The 17,219-nt window shown below is 59.9% G+C and carries 20 protein-coding genes, 1 tRNA gene and 1 riboswitch; all 21 genes read left to right on the forward strand.

Translation table 11 applies throughout. The features are described from left to right. The first annotated feature begins 32 nt into the window (after positions 1–32). The 21 genes from SJY32_RS02565 to thiS all read left to right on the forward strand — a co-directional run bounded on the left by SJY32_RS02565 (position 33) and on the right by thiS (position 17,219). Positions 33–512 (forward strand): DUF2948 family protein, encoded by a 480-nt coding sequence (locus SJY32_RS02565; protein WP_376871241.1) that lies wholly within the window; start codon positions 33–35, stop codon positions 510–512. Positions 513–613: 101 nt separating this feature from the next. Then, complete coding sequence (gene hisD, locus SJY32_RS02570; protein ID WP_376871243.1) at positions 614–1,924, forward strand: histidinol dehydrogenase; 1,311 nt, start codon at positions 614–616, stop codon at positions 1,922–1,924. Position 1,925: 1 nt separating this feature from the next. Then, positions 1,926–2,405 (forward strand): UPF0262 family protein, encoded by a 480-nt coding sequence (locus SJY32_RS02575; RefSeq protein ID WP_376871246.1) that lies wholly within the window; start codon positions 1,926–1,928, stop codon positions 2,403–2,405. Between the two features lie 2 nt (positions 2,406–2,407). Beyond that, positions 2,408–2,857, forward strand: coding sequence for a low molecular weight phosphatase family protein (locus SJY32_RS02580; protein ID WP_376871248.1), 450 nt, complete (start codon positions 2,408–2,410; stop codon positions 2,855–2,857). A gap of 6 nt (positions 2,858–2,863) precedes the next feature. After that, the gene (locus SJY32_RS02585) at positions 2,864–3,271 is read left to right on the forward strand and encodes a ketosteroid isomerase-related protein (protein WP_376871251.1); all 408 of its coding nucleotides are present in this window, start codon (positions 2,864–2,866) and stop codon (positions 3,269–3,271) included. Further along, positions 3,268–3,858: a GNAT family N-acetyltransferase gene (locus SJY32_RS02590; protein WP_376871253.1), complete on the forward strand. Its 591-nt coding sequence runs from the start codon at positions 3,268–3,270 to the stop codon at positions 3,856–3,858. The genes SJY32_RS02585 and SJY32_RS02590 overlap by 4 nt, the downstream gene beginning before the upstream one ends. Then, positions 3,855–4,724, forward strand: coding sequence for a carbon-nitrogen hydrolase family protein (locus tag SJY32_RS02595; protein WP_376871255.1), 870 nt, complete (start codon positions 3,855–3,857; stop codon positions 4,722–4,724). The genes SJY32_RS02590 and SJY32_RS02595 overlap by 4 nt, the downstream gene beginning before the upstream one ends. A 100-nt stretch (positions 4,725–4,824) precedes the next feature. Continuing rightward, positions 4,825–5,043 carry a translation initiation factor IF-1 gene (gene infA, locus SJY32_RS02600; RefSeq protein WP_376871258.1) on the forward strand — a complete coding sequence of 73 codons (219 nt, stop codon included), beginning with the start codon at positions 4,825–4,827 and terminating at the stop codon, positions 5,041–5,043. Continuing rightward, positions 5,040–5,618, forward strand: coding sequence for a Maf family protein (locus tag SJY32_RS02605; protein WP_376871260.1), 579 nt, complete (start codon positions 5,040–5,042; stop codon positions 5,616–5,618). Before infA ends, SJY32_RS02605 begins: the two co-directional genes overlap by 4 nt. 1 nt (position 5,619) lies before the next feature. After that, positions 5,620–6,660: a ribonuclease E/G gene (locus SJY32_RS02610; protein ID WP_376871262.1), complete on the forward strand. Its 1,041-nt coding sequence runs from the start codon at positions 5,620–5,622 to the stop codon at positions 6,658–6,660. After that, a complete protein-coding gene (locus SJY32_RS02615; RefSeq protein ID WP_376871265.1) occupies positions 6,657–6,833 on the forward strand; it encodes a DNA gyrase inhibitor YacG in 177 nt (58 codons plus the stop codon). Before SJY32_RS02610 ends, SJY32_RS02615 begins: the two co-directional genes overlap by 4 nt. 171 nt (positions 6,834–7,004) lie before the next feature. Beyond that, positions 7,005–7,080: transfer RNA gene (locus SJY32_RS02620), tRNA-Phe, on the forward strand. Positions 7,081–7,547: 467 nt separating this feature from the next. After that, on the forward strand, positions 7,548–9,116 hold the full coding sequence (locus SJY32_RS02625; protein ID WP_376877531.1) for an ABC transporter substrate-binding protein: 1,569 nt from the start codon (positions 7,548–7,550) through the stop codon (positions 9,114–9,116). After that, on the forward strand, positions 9,113–10,177 hold the full coding sequence (locus tag SJY32_RS02630) for an ABC transporter permease (RefSeq protein ID WP_376871267.1): 1,065 nt from the start codon (positions 9,113–9,115) through the stop codon (positions 10,175–10,177). Before SJY32_RS02625 ends, SJY32_RS02630 begins: the two co-directional genes overlap by 4 nt. Next, positions 10,174–11,091: an ABC transporter permease gene (locus SJY32_RS02635; protein ID WP_376871269.1), complete on the forward strand. Its 918-nt coding sequence runs from the start codon at positions 10,174–10,176 to the stop codon at positions 11,089–11,091. Before SJY32_RS02630 ends, SJY32_RS02635 begins: the two co-directional genes overlap by 4 nt. Then, positions 11,088–11,921, forward strand: a complete 834-nt coding sequence (locus tag SJY32_RS02640; RefSeq protein WP_376871271.1) for an ABC transporter ATP-binding protein — start codon at positions 11,088–11,090, stop codon at positions 11,919–11,921. Before SJY32_RS02635 ends, SJY32_RS02640 begins: the two co-directional genes overlap by 4 nt. Further along, on the forward strand, positions 11,918–12,676 hold the full coding sequence (locus SJY32_RS02645) for an ABC transporter ATP-binding protein (protein WP_376871273.1): 759 nt from the start codon (positions 11,918–11,920) through the stop codon (positions 12,674–12,676). The genes SJY32_RS02640 and SJY32_RS02645 overlap by 4 nt, the downstream gene beginning before the upstream one ends. Then, positions 12,673–13,752: a dipeptidase gene (locus SJY32_RS02650; protein WP_376871275.1), complete on the forward strand. Its 1,080-nt coding sequence runs from the start codon at positions 12,673–12,675 to the stop codon at positions 13,750–13,752. Before SJY32_RS02645 ends, SJY32_RS02650 begins: the two co-directional genes overlap by 4 nt. A gap of 149 nt (positions 13,753–13,901) precedes the next feature. After that, positions 13,902–14,025: riboswitch (TPP riboswitch) on the forward strand. A 130-nt stretch (positions 14,026–14,155) separates the two neighbouring features. Continuing rightward, positions 14,156–15,970 carry a phosphomethylpyrimidine synthase ThiC gene (thiC, locus tag SJY32_RS02655; protein WP_376871278.1) on the forward strand — a complete coding sequence of 605 codons (1,815 nt, stop codon included), beginning with the start codon at positions 14,156–14,158 and terminating at the stop codon, positions 15,968–15,970. Beyond that, the gene (locus SJY32_RS02660) at positions 15,967–17,022 is read left to right on the forward strand and encodes an FAD-dependent oxidoreductase (protein ID WP_376871281.1); all 1,056 of its coding nucleotides are present in this window, start codon (positions 15,967–15,969) and stop codon (positions 17,020–17,022) included. The genes thiC and SJY32_RS02660 overlap by 4 nt, the downstream gene beginning before the upstream one ends. Next, on the forward strand, positions 17,022–17,219 hold the full coding sequence (thiS, locus tag SJY32_RS02665; protein WP_376871283.1) for a sulfur carrier protein ThiS: 198 nt from the start codon (positions 17,022–17,024) through the stop codon (positions 17,217–17,219). Before SJY32_RS02660 ends, thiS begins: the two co-directional genes overlap by 1 nt.

The following is a 17,219-nucleotide window of genomic DNA, read 5'->3' on the forward strand; positions in this document are numbered from 1 at the left end:
GATACCAGCGAATGACCGAAGGGGTTTGTGAGATGGCTGATGCACGGTTTGAGGAAGGCGAAAGCGGCGCTCTGGCGTTGATGGCGCAAGAGGCTGATGATCTCGCGGTTGTGTCGACATTGGTTCAAGATGCTGTTCTGACGGCCGCAGATATGCGGTGGGATGCGAAGGCGCGGCGTCTCGTCTTGTTGCTCAACCGGTTCCGATGGGAAGACCGTGCGGCGGCGACGCTTGCAGGGCGCCCGTATGAGCGTGTCCGCTCGCTACTGATCATCTCGGATGTGTCGAAGATCGCGGCGCAGGGCATTGATAAGGGTGATTCTGATACGGTCTTGTCGCTCCTTGGCTTGTTTTGGGAGCCGGGCGAGGATGGCACAGGCCGTGTGATCCTGACTTTTGCCGGGGATGGCGCGCTTGCGATTTCGGCGGAATGCCTCAACATCGATCTGCGCGACGTAACGCGACCTTACATCGCACCATCCGGCAAAGTGCCCGATCACGGCGAAATTTAAGCTGTTTCAGGGCGATCTGCGCGGATCTGTGGCGGAAGACGCGCCGGTCTTGCTTGCAGGGCGCGCGATCAGGGCTTAATCCGGTGTTAAAGGAGTGCCCGATGCCCCAATTTCTCGACTCTCAAGATGCCGATTTCGAGGCGCGTTTTACTGCCCTCTTGGGGATGAAGCGCGAAGACAGCCCTGACGTCGATGTTATCGTCGCAGGGATCATCGCGGATGTTCGCGCGCGGGGCGATGCGGCTGTCATCGAGATGACGTCGAAGTTCGACAAACTCGATTTGACGCCCGACACGCTTGCCTTCACCAAAGAAGAAATCGCAGAGCATATCGCGCGTGTGCCCGACGCCGAGCGCGCCGCGCTTGAGTTGGCCGCGCAGCGCATTCGCGCCTATCACGCGCGGCAAATTCCGGATGATCAGGCTTGGGAAGATGAAACCGGCGCGCGCTTGGGCTGGCGCTGGTCGCCTGTTTCCGCGGCGGGGCTTTATGTTCCGGGTGGGTTGGCGAGCTATCCTTCTTCCGTGTTGATGAATGCGATTCCGGCCAAGGTCGCGGGGGTTGAACGGCTGGTTGTTGTTTGCCCGACGCCCAACGGCGTCGTGAACCCGCTTGTCCTTTTGGCGGCGGAGATTGCGGGGGTGGATCAGGTCTACAGGATCGGCGGGGCGCAGGCGGTCGCGGCCCTTGCCTACGGGACGCAAACCATCTCGCCCGTGGATAAAATCACCGGCCCAGGCAATGCGTTTGTCGCGGCGGCCAAGCGGCGGGTGTTCGGGAAGGTGGGGATCGATATGATCGCGGGCCCTTCGGAGATCCTCGTGATTGCGGATCGTGACAACAATCCCGACTGGATCGCGCTCGATTTATTGTCGCAAGCGGAACATGACGAAAGTGCGCAATCGATTTTGATCACCGATGATGCCGCGTTCGGGCAGGCGGTTGCGCGCGCGGTTGAGGCGCGTCTGGAAACCTTGGAGCGGCGCGAGATCGCGGGCAAAAGCTGGCGTGATTTCGGCGCGGTTATTACGGTGCGTGATCTTGACGAGGCGGCGGTGCTGTCAAACAGGATCGCGCCGGAGCATCTTGAGCTGTGCGTGGACGATCCTGACGGGCTGTCAGAGCGTATCACCCACGCTGGCGCGATCTTCCTTGGGGCCTATACGCCCGAGGCAATCGGTGATTACATCGGTGGACCAAACCACGTCTTGCCGACCGCGCGTTCGGCGCGTTTCTCGTCCGGCCTGTCTGTGCTTGATTTCATGAAGCGCACCACGCTGGCGAAGATGACGCCTGCGAGCTTGCGCGCGATCGGTCCCTCCGCGGCGGTGCTGGCGACATCGGAGTCGTTGCAAGCGCACGGGTTGTCTGTGCAGGCGCGTCTCGATGCGCTCAATGAAGGATCTGATTGAAATGCCACGGATTTCTCGCATTGAAATAGACGACAGCGGTTTGCCCGCGCCGACGCCAGAGATCGCGCAAGAGCGGCGAGTCGCGGTCTATGACCTGCTCGAGGACAATAGCTTTGCGATTCCCGCCCGCGCCGATCAACCCGCGCCAGACGGGCCGTTTTGCCTCTCACTTTCGGTGCGAGAGGGGCGGTTGGTGTTCGACACCACACGCGAGGACGGCGAGAAAGTCGCGGAATTCCATCTGTCCTTCGGCCCGTTCCGGCAGGTGGTGAAGGATTATTTCCAGATCTGCGAGAGCTATTTCGAGGCGGTCAAGACCATGCCTCCAAGCCAGATCGAGGCGATTGATATGGCGCGGCGCGGTATCCACAATGAGGGGTCGCGTGTTTTGCAAGAGCGGCTGGAGGGCAAGGCCGAGTTCGATATCGACACGGCGCGCCGGCTTTTCACACTCGTCTGCGCGCTTAATCCGGTGAAGTAATCATGCATCTGCCCTCCTCGGTCCTGTTTTGCTGCGACCATAACGCCACGCGCTCGCCGATGGCGGAGGGGATGATGAAGGCCTTTTACGGCACGGGTTGCTATGTACAATCGGTCGGTGTGAAAGCGGATATGGAGGTCGACGGCTTCTCCATCGCCGTTTGCGCCGAAATCGGAATTGATCTCGAACGCCACCGCTCGCGGAGCTTTGACCAACTCAAGGATTGGGGTGACGATCTGTCAGCCTTTGACTTGGTGGTGGCGCTCTCGCCCGCCTCGCAAAGACAAGCGCTTGAACTCACGCGTTTTTTCCATCTTGATGTGGAATACTGGCCGATCATGGACCCGACAGGAATCGGCGAGGGGCGCGAGGCCAAGCTGAATGCCTATCGCCAAACCCGCGATCAAATACGCGCCCGAATGATTGATCGTTTCGGCCCTCCTAAGGAGTAAAACTCAATGCCACGCACGACTGCCCTTATGACCATCACGCGCTATTTTGATGCTTTCAACCAAGGGGATACCTCTGCGATGGAAAGCTTGGTGAGTGATAATTTCGAGCATCATGTGAATGAGGGCCGCGTCCGCACAGGGGTTGAAGCGTTTCGCGAGTTCAACTCCCATATGACGCGTTGCTACAGAGAACAGCTCGTCGATTTGGTGATTCTCGCCAACGATCAGGGCACGCGCGCGGCGGCCGAGTTTATCGTGAAGGGCGTCTATCTGGACACTGATGGCAATTTGCCCCCTGCGCGTGGCCAGCATTACGCCTTGCCTGCGGGGTCCTTCTTCACGTTGCAAGGCGATAAAATTACGCGATTGACGACGTATTACAACCTTGCTGACTGGCTGGCGCAGGTGTCATGAGCGCGTTTACGACACGGATCCTGACCGGATCCGAATTGGAGGCGGTGCTCGACGATGTCGCGGAGCTTCGTGTCACGGTGTTTCGCGATTGGCCCTATTTTTATGACGGCACTGTTGCGTATGAGCGGCGCTATATCGATACCTACCGCAATGCGCCCAAGGCTGTTGTCGTTGGTGCGTTTGACGGCGATCAGCTTGTCGGTGCTGCCACGGGCACGCCGCTTGCAGATCACGCGGGCGATTTTGCCGCGCCGTTTGCGGGCACAGGGCTGGCGTTGGACGACGTGTTTTATTGTGCCGAGTCGGTTTTGCTGCCCGCGTATCGGGGGCGCGGGCTGGGTCACGCGTTTTTCGATGCGCGAGAGGCACATGCGCGCGCGATCGGCGCGAAGTTCTCGGCGTTTTGTTCTGTGATCCGTCCCGATACGCATCCGCTACGGCCCGAAACCTACCGGCCGCTGGACGGGTTTTGGCGCAAACGGGGATATGCACCGATGGAAGGTGTCATCGCGCGGTTCACGTGGTCGGACGTTGACGAGGCGGAGCCAACGGAAAAAACGCTGCAGTTTTGGGGGCGAGCCCTGTGATCGTCCGTATCGCGGCGGCGGCGTTCCCTGTTGAGTTTCATCGTGATTGGGCGGCGTACTGCGCCAAAATCACGCGGTGGGTTAACGATGCGCAGGCTGATCTGTTGGTCTTTCCCGAATACGGCGCGATGGAGCTTGCTTCGCTCGGCGGGGCCGATGTCGCGCAGGATCTGGAACGGAGCCTGCAGTTTGTTGCGGAATTGCGCGACGAGATGGATCGCTTGTTCGAGGGCCTCGCCAAGCGCGCTAAATGCCATATCCTTGCGCCGTCGGGCCCCGTGCTTGAGGGCGGAAAGCGGCTCAATCGGGCCAGTTTGTTCGGGCCGGAGGGGCGTATCGGTCACCAAGACAAGGTGATGATGACAAGGTTCGAGCGGGAAGATTGGCGCATCGACGCAGGGCAGGGGCTTCGGGTTTTTGACACGGCCTTGGGGCGCATCGGCGTCGTGATCTGCTATGACAGCGAGTTTCCGTTGCTTTCGCGCGCGCTCTGCGCGGCCGGTGTTGAGATCCTCTTGGTGCCCTCGTGTACGGATGCGCTGTCGGGATATGCGCGCGTCAAAATCGGCGCGATGGCGCGGGCTTTGGAAAATCAGTGCGTTGTTGTCCACGCCCCGACGGTCGATGCGGCGCCATGGTGCCCTGCGGTGGATGAGAATATTGGTGCGGCTGGTATCTATGGCCCGCCCGATCGTGGCTGGCCCGAAACCGGCGTGATTGCCCAGATGGGGATGAACGAGACCGGCTGGCTGCGGGCGCAGATCGACGTGTCTCTGGTCGCCCGTTCACGAGAAGACGGGGCCGTTTTGCCGTTCAAACACTGGCCTGAGCAGGACCAAAACACGAAAAACGTCACATTTACCTAACCTTCATGGCGAAAACCTTGACTCTGTGCTTGAAATTTGAACCTTCACGGCGCATTTATCGCGCGCTCGCGACTCGCGGGTGGTAAATAAAGGAGTGACCATGGCCAAGGAAGAATTGCTCGAATTCCCAGGCGTCGTGAAGGAACTCTTGCCGAATGCGACATTCAGGGTCGAGCTGGAAAACGGCCATGAGATCATTGCGCATATGGCAGGAAAAATGCGGAAAAACCGCATTCGCGTTCTTGCTGGCGATAAAGTTCAAGTTGAAATGAACACTTACGACCTGTCCAAGGGCCGTATCAACTATCGCTTCAAGTGAAACTGATCCTCGGATCGGCCAGCCCCCGTCGGCGGGAGCTGATATCGCAGCTCGGGCTTACGCCTGAGGCTGTTCGGGTGCCTGATATCAATGAGGACCCGAAAAAAGGCGAAGCGCCGCGCGATTATGTGATGCGCATTGCGCGCGAGAAATCCGCGGCGATTGCCAGTGGCGAGGACGAAGTTGTCCTATGCGCCGATACGACGGTGACCTGCGGGCGCCGGATCTTAGGAAAACCCGAAGATGAAAAAGAGGCGGCCGAGTTTCTCTGGCTGCTCTCGGGTCGGCGGCATCATGTGCTGACGGCTGTTGTTGTGCGCCAAGGCGAGACGGTTCGGAGCCGTCTCGTGGACACGATCGTAAAGTTCCGCCCCCTCTCGAATGCCGATGTGAACGGCTATCTCGCCTCGCGCGAGTGGGAAGGGAAGGCAGGCGGCTACGCGATTCAGGGCTTGGGCGGCGCCTTTGCGTCATGGATCCAAGGATCATTTACCGGTGTCGTCGGGCTGCCTTTGGCAGAAACATCGACACTGCTCGGGTCTTTCGGGATCCATCCGAGTTTTGAAGGACATTAAAATGCAAGGACGTGTTGTCATCCTGGGCACGCTTTCGGGGCGTGAGGCTGCGGCTTTAATGGTTGATGGTCAGCTCGAAGATCTGCTGATCGATACTTCCGACACGGTCGCACTGGCGCCGTTGGCGATTTGTCGCGGCGTGGTGGATCGGCAGATGAAGGGGCAGGGCGGCGTTTTCGTGCGCCTGCCGAATGGCGAAAAAGGGTTCTTGCGCGAGGTTAAAGGTTTGCGGCCCGGTCAAACGGTCGTGTGCCAAGTGACGGGCGGGTCCGAGGCGGGCAAAGCGTTTCCCGTGTCGCTTCGGCTGTTGTTCAAATCACGCTACTGCATTGTGACGCCCGGTGCGCCGGGGCGCAACATTTCGCGCCGGATCCGGGATGAGGACATCCGCGAAGAGTTGTCCGCGCTCGCAGATGCGACGATGGAGGGCTCGGACATGGGCCTGATCGTGCGCTCGGCTTGCGAGGGGGCGGATACAACGGAGATCGCGGAAGATATCGCGGGAATGCGGGCGCTGGCGGAGGCCGTGACGGTCGATCTCGAAGGCGAGCCGGAATTGCTGGTCGATGCGCCCACCCCGCATGAGGCGGCGTGGCGCGAATGGGCCGATCCGGTGCCTGATGAGGTCGTTCACGGCGATATGGAAGAGCACGGCGTCTTGGAAGCGGTGGAGGCCCTGTGCCAGCCGCGCGTCGAGCTGTCGGGCGGTGGTCATATGATGATCGAGCCCACGCGCGCGTTGATTGCGATTGATGTAAACACGGGCAATGATACTTCGCCTGCCGCATCGCTGAAGGCCAATATCGCCGCGGCTCGGGACCTGCCGCGCCAATTGCGTTTGCGCGGTTTGGGCGGGCAATTGGTGGTTGATTTCGCACCGATGCCGAAGAAGGACCGCGCTGTTCTCGAACAGCAGTTGCGCGGCGCGTTCAAGGGGGAGGCGGCTGAGACCAGCCTTGCCGGATGGACGCCTCTGGGCAATTACGAGCTGCAGCGCAAGCGCGATCGTATCGCCCTGACGAGCTTGATGGAGGCCCCATGAGCTGCCCGATCTGCAAAAAGGAAACGGACGCGAAATATCGTCCGTTTTGTTCCAAGCGCTGTGCCGATCTTGATTTGGCGAAATGGCTCAACGGGTCCTACGTGATCCCGGGCGAAGCTTTGGAAGAAGATGATCTCGCAGGTCCCTTGGAAGGGTATGACGGCGAGAATTGAGGGGCTGGCGGTTGCGGACATGCGGCTGCAATCCCTTGGAGCCTATGAGTTTCCTTCGATATTTCAAGTTTTTGCGGATGGCGTGAAAAATTCTTGAAATCCCTCTAGACAGCCCCTGCGGCCTCGTCTAAATACGCCACACCAAGACCGGATGACCAGATCATCCCCGGTGCCCGAATAGCTCAGTTGGTAGAGCAGCGGATTGAAAATCCGCGTGTCGGTGGTTCAAGTCCGCCTTCGGGCACCATTAATTTTCCCGAAATCAACTGCTTGCGTCCTTGTTCGGCGCCACATGTTTCCTGTGAGTCTCGCTCGCATATCGCGGCGTGTTTCGGGCCTGTGCTATGAAACTGCGCGAGTAGCGGTCATTGGCGATTAGAAATGCGGCGCAGCATAATTCTTGCGCGAAGGGTCCGCCCCTTTGGGGCACGAGACGATGATCAGTGCCGCGCCAATGCACCGCATTTTCGCGTAATTTTCCCCTATTTTGTGCGCCTGACGCAGGGTCGACCGCGCCTTTGAAGGGCCATGCGCTTGCGCCCAATTGCTGGGCGGAAAATTTTTGACCATTGATTCAAATCTTGACTCGCTTGGCACTGCGCTCGTTTACTCCGCGAATGGTGCGAAAGCGCCCTCGCTTAGAGGCGTTGCACTGACCGTCTCCTCAACAGGGAAAACCACATGACATATTTCTCCAAACTTGTCGTCGCGTCGATGTTGTCGGCGTCCTTCGGCATGGCGTCGATGCCTGCATGGGCCGCAACGCCGCAAGATACTTTGATCCAAGCCTGGCAGATCGACGATGTGATTTCGCTCGATCCGGCTGAAGTCTTCGAATTCACGGCGTCTGAAGTGCTCGGCAACAGCTACCAACCGCTTGTGGGGTATGACGTGAACGATGTCTCCGACATCTTTGGCGTCATCGCGGAAAGCTGGGAGGTCTCGGAAGATGGGAAGACCTTCACGTTCACGATCAAACCGGATCTGAAATTCGCCTCCGGCAACCCGATCACCGCGGCAGACCCTGTCTTCTCGTTGCAGCGGGCTGTGAAGCTCGACAAATCCCCCGCGTTCATTCTGACGCAGTTCGGTTTGACGGCAGAGAACGTGGAGCAAATGGTCCGCCAGACAGGCGATATGACGTTCGAGCTGGAAATGGATAAGGCCTATGCGCCGACGCTTCTGCTTTATTGCCTGACGGCGACCGTCGGTTTTGTGGTCGATAAAGAGCTCGTGATGAGCCACGCGGCGAATGACGATCTGGGCTATGAATGGCTCAAGACCAACTACGCAGGCTCGGGCCCGTTCACCATTCGCGACTGGCGCGCGAATGAGGTCATCGTGCTGGAACGCAACGAGAATTACAGCGGCGACGCGCCGGAACTCGCGCGCGCGATTTACCGTCACATTCCCGAAGGCTCGACGCAGCGTTTGCTGTTGGAGCAGGGCGATATCGATATCGCGCGCAACTTGGGGCCCGAGGAAATCAAGGCGCTTCAGGACAATGAGGACATCAAATTTGAGAGCGGGATCAAGGGCTCTGTCTATTATCTCGGCCTGAACCAGAAAAACGAGTTCCTCGCCAAGCCGCAAGTCGCTGAGGCGCTTAAATATCTGGTGGATTATTCCGCGATTGCCGAAACGATCATGGACGGAAAGGTGAAGGTTCACCAAGCCTTCCTCCCTGAGGGCTTCTTGGGCGCGCTCAATGACTCGCCTTATGCGCTCGACGTTGAAAAGGCGAAGGCGCTGCTGGCGGAGGCGGGTGTGCCTGACGGGTTCTCGGTCACGATGGATACGCGCAACACGCCCGAGATTACCGGCATGGCGGAGGCGATCCAGCAAACGTGGGCGCAAGCAGGCATCGATCTGGAAATCATTCCGGGCGACGGGCAGCAGACCCTTACGAAATACCGCGCACGGGCGCATGACATCTATATCGGTCGTTGGGGCCCTGATTATCAAGATCCGCATACCAACGCCGATACCTTCGCACGCAACCCTGACAATTCGGATGACGCCGCTGCCAAGCCGCTCGCGTGGCGCAATGCGTGGGATATTCCCGAGATGACGGCAAAAGCTGACGCAGCCGTGTTGGAGAAAGACACGGCCGCGCGCGCGGATCTCTACCTCGATCTGCAAACCGAGCATCAGCAAACGTCGCCCTTCGTGATCATGTTCCAAGAGATCGAAGTGCTCGGGGAGCGGACGTCTGTTGACGGGTTCATCATCGGGCCGTCGTTCAACGATAACTCCTTCCGCAAAGTGAGCAAATCGGAATGAGTTCGGCCCAAACACATTTGGGGGGGCGCTGGCGCGCCCTTCCTGCCATCATAGCCAAGCTGATCAAGCTTTTGGCAACGGTGGCGATCACCTTCCTCGGTCTGTTGATTGTGACCTTCATTATCGGGCGCGTTGTTCCGGTCGATCCGGTGCTGGCCGTGGTAGGGGATCGCGCGTCGAAATCCACCTATGATGCTGCCTATATCGCGCTTGGTCTGGACAAGCCGCTCTACGAGCAATTCGTGATCTACCTGAAAGATGCGATGTCGGGTGATCTTGGAACGTCCGTTTTGACGAAAAAGCCAATCACGGAAGATATCGCGCGGGTCTTCCCGGCAACGCTGGAACTTGCGACGGCAGGCATCATCTTGGGGACGCTGTTTGGCGTGCCTTTGGGGATTTGGGGGGCGGTGCGTCAGGGCAAACTGGCCGATCAGATCATTCGGGTTATCGGATTGGTGGGATATTCGGCGCCGATCTTTTGGCTCGGTCTGCTGGGCCTCTTGATTTTCTACGCCAAGCTTGGCTGGGTCGCGGGGCCGGGGCGCATTGATATTGCCTATGAGTATTCCGTAACGCAAACGACGGGCCTCTTGCTGATTGATACCGCGATGCAGGGGCAGTGGGATGCGTTTTGGAATGTTCTGGCGCATCTTGCCTTGCCCGCGAGTCTTCTGGGCTATTTCTCCATGGCCTATATCAGCCGCATGACGCGGTCGTTCATGTTGGCCGAATTGGGACAGGAATACATCATCGCCGCCCGAGTGAAGGGCGTAGCGGAATGGCGGATCATCTGGGTGCATGCGCTGCGCAACGCGGCCGTTCCATTGATCACCGTCATCGCTTTGTCTTACGCGGGCCTGCTGGAAGGGTCGGTTCTGACCGAGACCGTCTTCGCTTGGCCGGGTCTGGGGCAATATTTGACCAACAGCCTCCAGAACGCCGATATGAATGCGGTCCTGGGCGGGACATTGGTCATCGGCATTATCTTTGTGGGGCTCAATCTTTTGTCCGATCTTCTTTACAGCGTGCTCGATCCGCGCGTCCGGCGGCGCAAATGAGCGCGCCACATCTTTCCACCCGCGAATGGTTGCTCAGCGATCATCCTGCCTCGCGCCGTCAAGCGCGGTTGGGGCAAGCTTATAGGACGTGGTCCCAACTGCGGCGCAACAAGCTCGCAATGGTTGGCCTCGGGATCGTCGTGGTGCTGATCCTTATGGCGATCTTTGCAACCGTCATCGCCCCTTACGATCCCCTGAAAGGGGGCGATCTGCGGACCGAGCGTTTGCTGCCGCCGTCTTGGGATCATCTGATGGGGACGGATGATCAGGCGCGCGATATCTTTAGCCGTATCGTCCACGGTTCGCGCGTGACGCTGATGGTTGTCGCACTCGTTGCCGTTATCGCAACGCCGATCGGGTTGGCGGTGGGCACAACGGCGGGGTATTTCGGCGGGTGGGTCGATACCGTTCTCATGCGGATTACGGACATCTTCCTCGCGTTCCCGCGTCTGATCCTTGCGCTCGCCTTCGTCGCGGCCTTGGGGCCGGGCATTGAGAATGCGATCATCGCAATTGCAATCACCAGTTGGCCGCCCTATGCCCGCCTCGCGCGTGCCGAAACCCTGACCATCCGCGATGCCGATTATATCGCGGCGATCCGGTTGCAAGGCGCACGGAGCCCTCGCATCATCTTGGGGCATGTTGTGCCGCTGTGTTTGTCATCTGTCATCGTGCGGGTCACGTTGGATATGGCGGGGATCATTCTGACGGCTGCGGGGCTCGGTTTCTTGGGCCTCGGCGCCCAGCCGCCCCAACCTGAATGGGGCGCGATGATCGCGGCGGGCAGGCGCTTCATGATCGATTTTTGGTGGGTGGCCACGATGCCCGGGATCGCCATTTTTACGGTGTCGCTCGGGTTCAACTTGCTGGGCGACGGGTTGCGCGACGTGCTCGATCCGAAAGGTGAGAAATGACAGATATGCTTCAAGTAGAGGGCCTGAACGTGTCCTTTCCCACGCGGGAAGGGCCGCGGCGGGTCGTTCGCGATGTCGGCTTCAACTTGGGTCGGGAACGGCTCGGGATCGTGGGAGAAAGCGGATCAGGAAAAAGCCAAACGGGCCGCGCCATTTTGGGTTTGACGCCCGCGGCGGGCACGGTGACAGCGCAGCGCCTCGAATTCGAAGGGATTGATCTGCGCAAGGCCTCCACCAAAACGTGGCGCAGCTTGCGCGGCCCGCGGATGAGCATGATCATGCAAGATCCGAAATATTCCCTCAATCCGGTGATGACCATCGGCCGCCAGATTGTCGAAGCCTTTGCGCGGCGCGGCAAGACCAGCCGTTCGCAGGCAAAAGACGCCGCAATTGCCATGTTGGAGGCGGTTCAGATCCGCAACGCCGAGCGCGTGTTCAACGCCTATCCGCACGAGCTTTCGGGCGGCATGGGGCAGCGCGCGATGATCGCGATGATGTTGATCGCGGAGCCGGATTTGCTCATCGCGGATGAGGTGACATCGGCGCTGGATGTGACGGTGCAATTGGATGTTTTGCGAATCCTCGATGATCTTGTGCGCGATCGCGGGATGGGGTTGATCTTTATCAGTCACGATCTGCGGCTTGTTTCGTCGTTTTGCGACCGCGTTATGGTGATGTATGCGGGGCGCGTTGTGGAGGAGATCGCCGCGCGTGATCTGCACAATGCGCGCCACCCCTACACGCAGGGCTTGTTGAACTGCCTGCCCAAGATCGACGGAGACCGTGCGCCTTTGCAAACCCTGACCCGCGATCCGGAGTGGCTGGCATGACGGCGTTGATTGAAATTCGTGATCTTGCCGTGACCTACGGAAAGGGCCACGCCGCCGTCAACGCGGTGAAAAACGTGAGTTTGGATGTTCAGCAAGGCGAAAGCTACGGGCTGGTCGGGGAAAGCGGATCGGGAAAATCGACCGTGTTGCGGGCAATTTGCGGTCTCGCGTCGATTTCGGGGGGCGAGGTCAGGATCAACGGCGTGCCTTTGAAAACGCCGCGTGATCCTGCGTTCTACCGGCAGGTTCAGATGGTGTTTCAAGATCCCTATGGGTCAATCCATCCGCGTCACACGATCGACCGCGTCCTCTCCGAGCCGCTCGCAATTCACGGCTTTTCCGATGCGGAAGCGCGGATTGAAAAGGCGCTTGAGGATGTCGGTTTGGGCAAGGGCTTCAGGTTCCGCTACCCGCATCAGCTCTCCGGCGGGCAACGCCAGCGCGTGGCGATTGCGCGTGCCTTGATATTGGAACCCGAGATCCTCTTGCTGGACGAGCCGACCTCCGCGCTGGACGCGTCGATTCAGGCCGAAGTCCTTAACCTTTTAGATGCGCTGCGTGCTGAAAAGGGGCTGACATATCTTCTGGTGAGTCACGATCTCGCCGTGGTTGCCCATATGTGCGAGCGGCTTTTGGTAATGCAACACGGCGCTTGCGTCGAGGAACTCCCGCGCGAGGCCTTACAAAGCCGCGCCGCAACACAACGCTACACCCAAGATTTGCTGGTCGCCAGCGAAGGATTTAAAGCCCCATGAGCGAGACAATGAACGCGCACGACACGCCGATGATCTTTGATGGTCACAACGATTTCTTGCTGCGGCTTTTGCGCGATCCCGCCAATCGCGAAGCTACGTGGTTGACCGATACGGAAAAGGGGCATCTTGATCTGCCGCGCATGAAACGTGGCGGACTGGGCGGCGGGTTCTTTGCGATTTACATCTCCTCGCCCGATCAGCCCGTTGATATCGACGACCTGATGGCCAATCCGCCGTATAAAGCGCCGCTGCCGCCGTTGATTGACCACCGCGAAGCGCTGCCGATTGCCATGGAAATGGCGGGTCATCTGAAATGGATGGAGCGCGCGTCGGGCGGGGCGTTTCGCCTGTGCCGCACGGTGGCCGAATTACGTGCGTGTCAAGCCGAGGGCGTCATCTCCGGGATCATGCATATTGAGGGCGCCGAGCCGATCGCGGCGGATCTCGATGCGCTCTATCTGTTTCATGACATGGGGCTGCGGTCGCTAGGTCCGGTCTGGTCGCGTCCGACGGTATTTGGCCACGGCGTGCCGTTTGCTTATCCCTCATCGCCCGATACTGGCGATGGTCTGACGGCGGCCGGCAAGGATCTCGTGCGGCTTTGCAACGAGCTCGGGATCATGCTTGATCTGTCGCATCTCAACGAGGCGGGGTTCAATGACATCGCCGCGCTGTCGGATGCGCCTTTGGTGGCGACGCACTCAAACGCCCATGCAATCACGCCCTCCTCGCGCAACCTCACAGATCGGCAGCTTGCGATCATCCGCGACACGCGCGGCATGGTTGGGCTGAATTTCGCGACAGGGTTCCTCAATGAGGATGGCGCGAAATCGGACGATCGCGGCTTTGATCCGATGCTTAGGCATCTGGATCATCTTCTGTCGGTTTTGGGAGAGGATCACGTGGGCTTCGGGTCGGATTTCGATGGCGCGCAGGTGCCCAAAGTTATGGGCGATAGCGCAGGCCTGGTGGCGTTCCGCGCGGCGCTGACGGCGCATGGCTACGGCGGGGAGTTAATGAAAAAACTGTGCCACGAAAACTGGTTTGCGGTGTTGGACCGCGTCTGGAAGCCCTGATCGCGATTTGCCCTGATGGCGATGGTTCCCGTTGCGCCTCGCGGGGCTGGTTTACATTACAGCTCTTGGCGGGCGCCTTATGCTGCCGCGCGACACGTGCCGCGCCGGAAATTTTCCGGTTGACGACGCGTCGTTCCTTTCCGATAGTTGCCCCACGTCAGGGGAGTCCCGCCTAAGGGACTGAGAGGCTGAATGTGCATGGCTTGCACGGTGCAGCGACCCTTTGAACCTGACCCAGTTGACACTGGCGTAGGAAGACCGAAGGGTATCTCCGCATCCATCATCATGGGCGGGCCTTCGGGCCTCAGGGCCCTTTTGCGCATCCGAAAGGGGCGCGTCGGGGCTGATGGCCCCTTTCTTGCTGATGTTCGGATTGGGTCTCCTTGTTTGTGGAGACACTTGAATGAACGCGAAGACCAAAATCATCCCCGCCATCACCACCGGCGCCTTGCCGGCCTCAACGAAAGTCCATGTCGCGGGGCATATCCACGATATCAAAGTGCCGATGCGCGAGATTGCGATCTCGAACGAGCCTGCAATCACTGTCTATGACAGCTCCGGCCCGTATACCGATGACGCGGTGCAGATCGACATCGCGAAAGGCTTGGCCGATGTGCGGGGCGATTGGCGCAGCAAGCGCGGCGATGTTGAGGCGTATGAGGCCCGCGAAGTCACCGCTGCCGACAACGGGTTTGTCGAGGGCGACCGCCTGACCCCTGCCTTCCCGCATCAACGCGCCCCCTTGCGCGCCGTGGGTGACCGCGCCGTCACACAGCTTGCCTATGCAAAGGCGGGGGTCATCACGCCAGAGATGGAATTCGTCGCCATCCGCGAGAATATGGGGCGCACCGCGGCATGGGCCGAGGCCCGCGATGGCGAGGATTTCGGCGCATCGATCCCTGATCTGGTGACGCCTGAATTCGTGCGCGAAGAAATCGCCAAAGGCCGCGCGATCATCCCCGCCAATATCAACCACCGCGAGTTGGAACCGGTGATCATCGGGCGTAATTTCTTGGTGAAGATCAACGCCAATATCGGCAATTCCGCGGTGACTTCCTCGATGGAGGAGGAGGTGGAGAAGATGGTCTGGGCGATCCGCTGGGGCGCCGATACGGTGATGGACCTATCCACGGGCCGCAATATCCACAACATCCGTGATTGGATCATCCGCAATGCGCCGGTGCCGATCGGGACAGTGCCGCTCTATCAGGCGTTAGAAAAGGTAAACGGTATCGCGGAGGATCTGACATGGGAGATTTTCCGGGACACGCTGATCGAGCAGGCCGAGCAGGGCGTTGACTATTTCACAATCCATGCGGGCGTCCGGTTGCATATGATTCCGATGACCGCGAAACGCGTCACAGGGATCGTGTCGCGTGGCGGCTCGATCATGGCGAAGTGGTGTTTGCATCATCACCGTGAGAGCTTCCTCTATGAGCATTTCGAAGAAATCTGCGAGATTTGCCGCAAGTATGACGTGAGCTTCTCTCTGGGAGACGGGCTGCGCCCCGGGTCGATCGCGGATGCCAATGATCAGGCGCAGTTTGCCGAACTGGAGACGCTGGGCGAGCTGACGAAAATCGCATGGGCCCGCGATTGTCAGGTGATGATCGAGGGGCCCGGCCATGTGCCGATGCACAAGATCAAAGCGAATATGGACAAGCAATTGGAACATTGCGCCGAGGCGCCATTCTACACGCTTGGGCCGCTCACGACCGATATCGCGCCGGGCTATGATCATATCACCTCGGCGATCGGGGCGGCGATGATCGGTTGGTATGGCACGGCGATGCTGTGCTACGTCACGCCTAAGGAACATCTGGGCCTGCCTGACCGCGACGATGTCAAAGTGGGGGTGATTACCTACAAGCTTGCCGCCCATGCCGCAGATCTCGCGAAAGGGCATCCGGGGGCGCAGCTGCGCGATGACGCATTGTCGCGGGCGCGGTTTGAATTCCGCTGGGTGGATCAATTCAACCTCTCGCTCGATCCTGAAACCGCGATGTCGATGCATGACGAGACCATGCCCAAAGACGCGCATAAGGTCGCGCATTTTTGTTCAATGTGCGGGCCGAAATTCTGCTCGATGAAGATCAGCCACGATATTCGGGCGGCGGCCGAAAAAGAGGAGGGGATGGAGCGCATGGCGGCGAAGTTCCGCGAAGGCGGCGCGCTCTACGTGCCTGCGGCGGACATCAAAACAGAGCCTGCGGAATGAGTGAGGCGGCGCTCTATTCGGTTCTCGGGGCAGGGGTGGCGGGGCTTTGCGCCGCCACGGCCCTCGCGGAGCGGGGGGTGGCTGTCGAGGTCATCACCCCGTCCCCCGCAGGCGACGCGCCGCCTGCGGCATCGCGGCTGGCAGGCGGAATGCTTGCGCCCGATTGCGAAGGCGAATCCGCACCGCGCGAGATTGTTGTCCAAGGTCGCGCGGCGCTGGAGTGGTGGGCGGCGCGGGCCAAATCCTATGTGAAACGCGGCACGCTGGTCGTGGCACCCGCCCGCGACGGGCAGGAGCTTGATCGCTTCGCCCGCGCAACGGCGCGCAATGACCCCCAAGCGCATCAATGGGTCACGCCAGACGATCTGGAGCCGTCGCTGAAAGGTCGTTTCGCGCGCGGGTTGCACTATCCGCAGGAGGCGCATCTTGATCCGCGCGCGGCGCTGGAGGATCTGCGGGCCGCCCTTGCTGCGCGGGGGGTCGAATTTCGCTCTGCCGCACCACGGGGCCGTGTGATCGATTGCCGCGGTATGTCTGCGGTGAAGGGGGCCAGTGTGGCAGGGGGGGGCAATGTGGCAGGGGGGGCGGTGCGCGATCTGCGGGCCGTGCGCGGCGAGATGATGCTGGTGGAAAGTGCGGACATAACGTTGAGCCGCCCGATCCGTCTGCTGCATCCGCGGTTCCCTTGCTACATCGTTCCGCGCGGCGAGGGGCGTTTTATGATCGGGGCGACCATGATCGAAAGCGCACGCAGCGGCCCCATCACTGCCCGCGCGCTGATGGAGCTGTTGTCGGCAGCCTATGCGCTCCACCCTGCGTTTGCGGAGGCGGTCTTGTTGGAAACTGGCACGGGCCTGCGCCCTGCATTTGCCGATAATCTGCCCGCGCTGCGGTTTGAAGGGCCAGATGCCGAGGCCACGCAAACCGGTACAGATATGGGCAGAATACATCTCAACGGGTTGTATCGTCACGGGTTCTTGATGGCCCCGATCCTCGCTGAACGCCTTGCATCGCAGCTCGCGGCGGGCGTCCTTTCCTACGGAGCTCACTGATGCTGGTCGATCTTAACGGCGAAACGATTGCGACACAGGCCGCCACCTTGCACGACTTGATTGAGGAGCGCGGCTTCGACGCGACAAGCGTCGCGACGGCGTTGAATGGTCAGTTTGTGCCGCGCGGGATGCGCGCTGCGGTCTCCCTGATCGACGGGGCCAAAATCGAAGTGCTTTCACCGATGCAGGGAGGCTAG

The sequence above is a fragment of the Albirhodobacter sp. R86504 genome (assembly GCF_042466415.1).
Classification (GTDB): Bacteria; Pseudomonadota; Alphaproteobacteria; order Rhodobacterales; family Rhodobacteraceae; genus Albirhodobacter.

What these genes read in the sequence shown, in the direction of transcription:
- thiC (WP_376871278.1), top strand. Translation starts at nt 14,156, where the DNA reads ATGAACGCGAAGACCAAAATCATCCCCGCCATCACCACCGGCGCCTTG.
- SJY32_RS02565 (WP_376871241.1), top strand. Translation starts at nt 33, where the DNA reads ATGGCTGATGCACGGTTTGAGGAAGGCGAAAGCGGCGCTCTGGCGTTG.
- SJY32_RS02650 (WP_376871275.1), top strand. Translation starts at nt 12,673, where the DNA reads ATGAGCGAGACAATGAACGCGCACGACACGCCGATGATCTTTGATGGT.
- SJY32_RS02630 (WP_376871267.1), top strand. Translation starts at nt 9,113, where the DNA reads ATGAGTTCGGCCCAAACACATTTGGGGGGGCGCTGGCGCGCCCTTCCT.
- SJY32_RS02575 (WP_376871246.1), top strand. Translation starts at nt 1,926, where the DNA reads ATGCCACGGATTTCTCGCATTGAAATAGACGACAGCGGTTTGCCCGCG.
- SJY32_RS02645 (WP_376871273.1), top strand. Translation starts at nt 11,918, where the DNA reads ATGACGGCGTTGATTGAAATTCGTGATCTTGCCGTGACCTACGGAAAG.
- SJY32_RS02610 (WP_376871262.1), top strand. Translation starts at nt 5,620, where the DNA reads ATGCAAGGACGTGTTGTCATCCTGGGCACGCTTTCGGGGCGTGAGGCT.
- SJY32_RS02615 (WP_376871265.1), top strand. Translation starts at nt 6,657, where the DNA reads ATGAGCTGCCCGATCTGCAAAAAGGAAACGGACGCGAAATATCGTCCG.
- SJY32_RS02580 (WP_376871248.1), top strand. Translation starts at nt 2,408, where the DNA reads ATGCATCTGCCCTCCTCGGTCCTGTTTTGCTGCGACCATAACGCCACG.
- SJY32_RS02625 (WP_376877531.1), top strand. Translation starts at nt 7,548, where the DNA reads ATGTTGTCGGCGTCCTTCGGCATGGCGTCGATGCCTGCATGGGCCGCA.
- SJY32_RS02640 (WP_376871271.1), top strand. Translation starts at nt 11,088, where the DNA reads ATGACAGATATGCTTCAAGTAGAGGGCCTGAACGTGTCCTTTCCCACG.
- infA (WP_376871258.1), top strand. Translation starts at nt 4,825, where the DNA reads ATGGCCAAGGAAGAATTGCTCGAATTCCCAGGCGTCGTGAAGGAACTC.
- thiS (WP_376871283.1), top strand. Translation starts at nt 17,022, where the DNA reads ATGCTGGTCGATCTTAACGGCGAAACGATTGCGACACAGGCCGCCACC.
- SJY32_RS02635 (WP_376871269.1), top strand. Translation starts at nt 10,174, where the DNA reads ATGAGCGCGCCACATCTTTCCACCCGCGAATGGTTGCTCAGCGATCAT.
- SJY32_RS02660 (WP_376871281.1), top strand. Translation starts at nt 15,967, where the DNA reads ATGAGTGAGGCGGCGCTCTATTCGGTTCTCGGGGCAGGGGTGGCGGGG.
- SJY32_RS02590 (WP_376871253.1), top strand. Translation starts at nt 3,268, where the DNA reads ATGAGCGCGTTTACGACACGGATCCTGACCGGATCCGAATTGGAGGCG.
- hisD (WP_376871243.1), top strand. Translation starts at nt 614, where the DNA reads ATGCCCCAATTTCTCGACTCTCAAGATGCCGATTTCGAGGCGCGTTTT.
- SJY32_RS02585 (WP_376871251.1), top strand. Translation starts at nt 2,864, where the DNA reads ATGCCACGCACGACTGCCCTTATGACCATCACGCGCTATTTTGATGCT.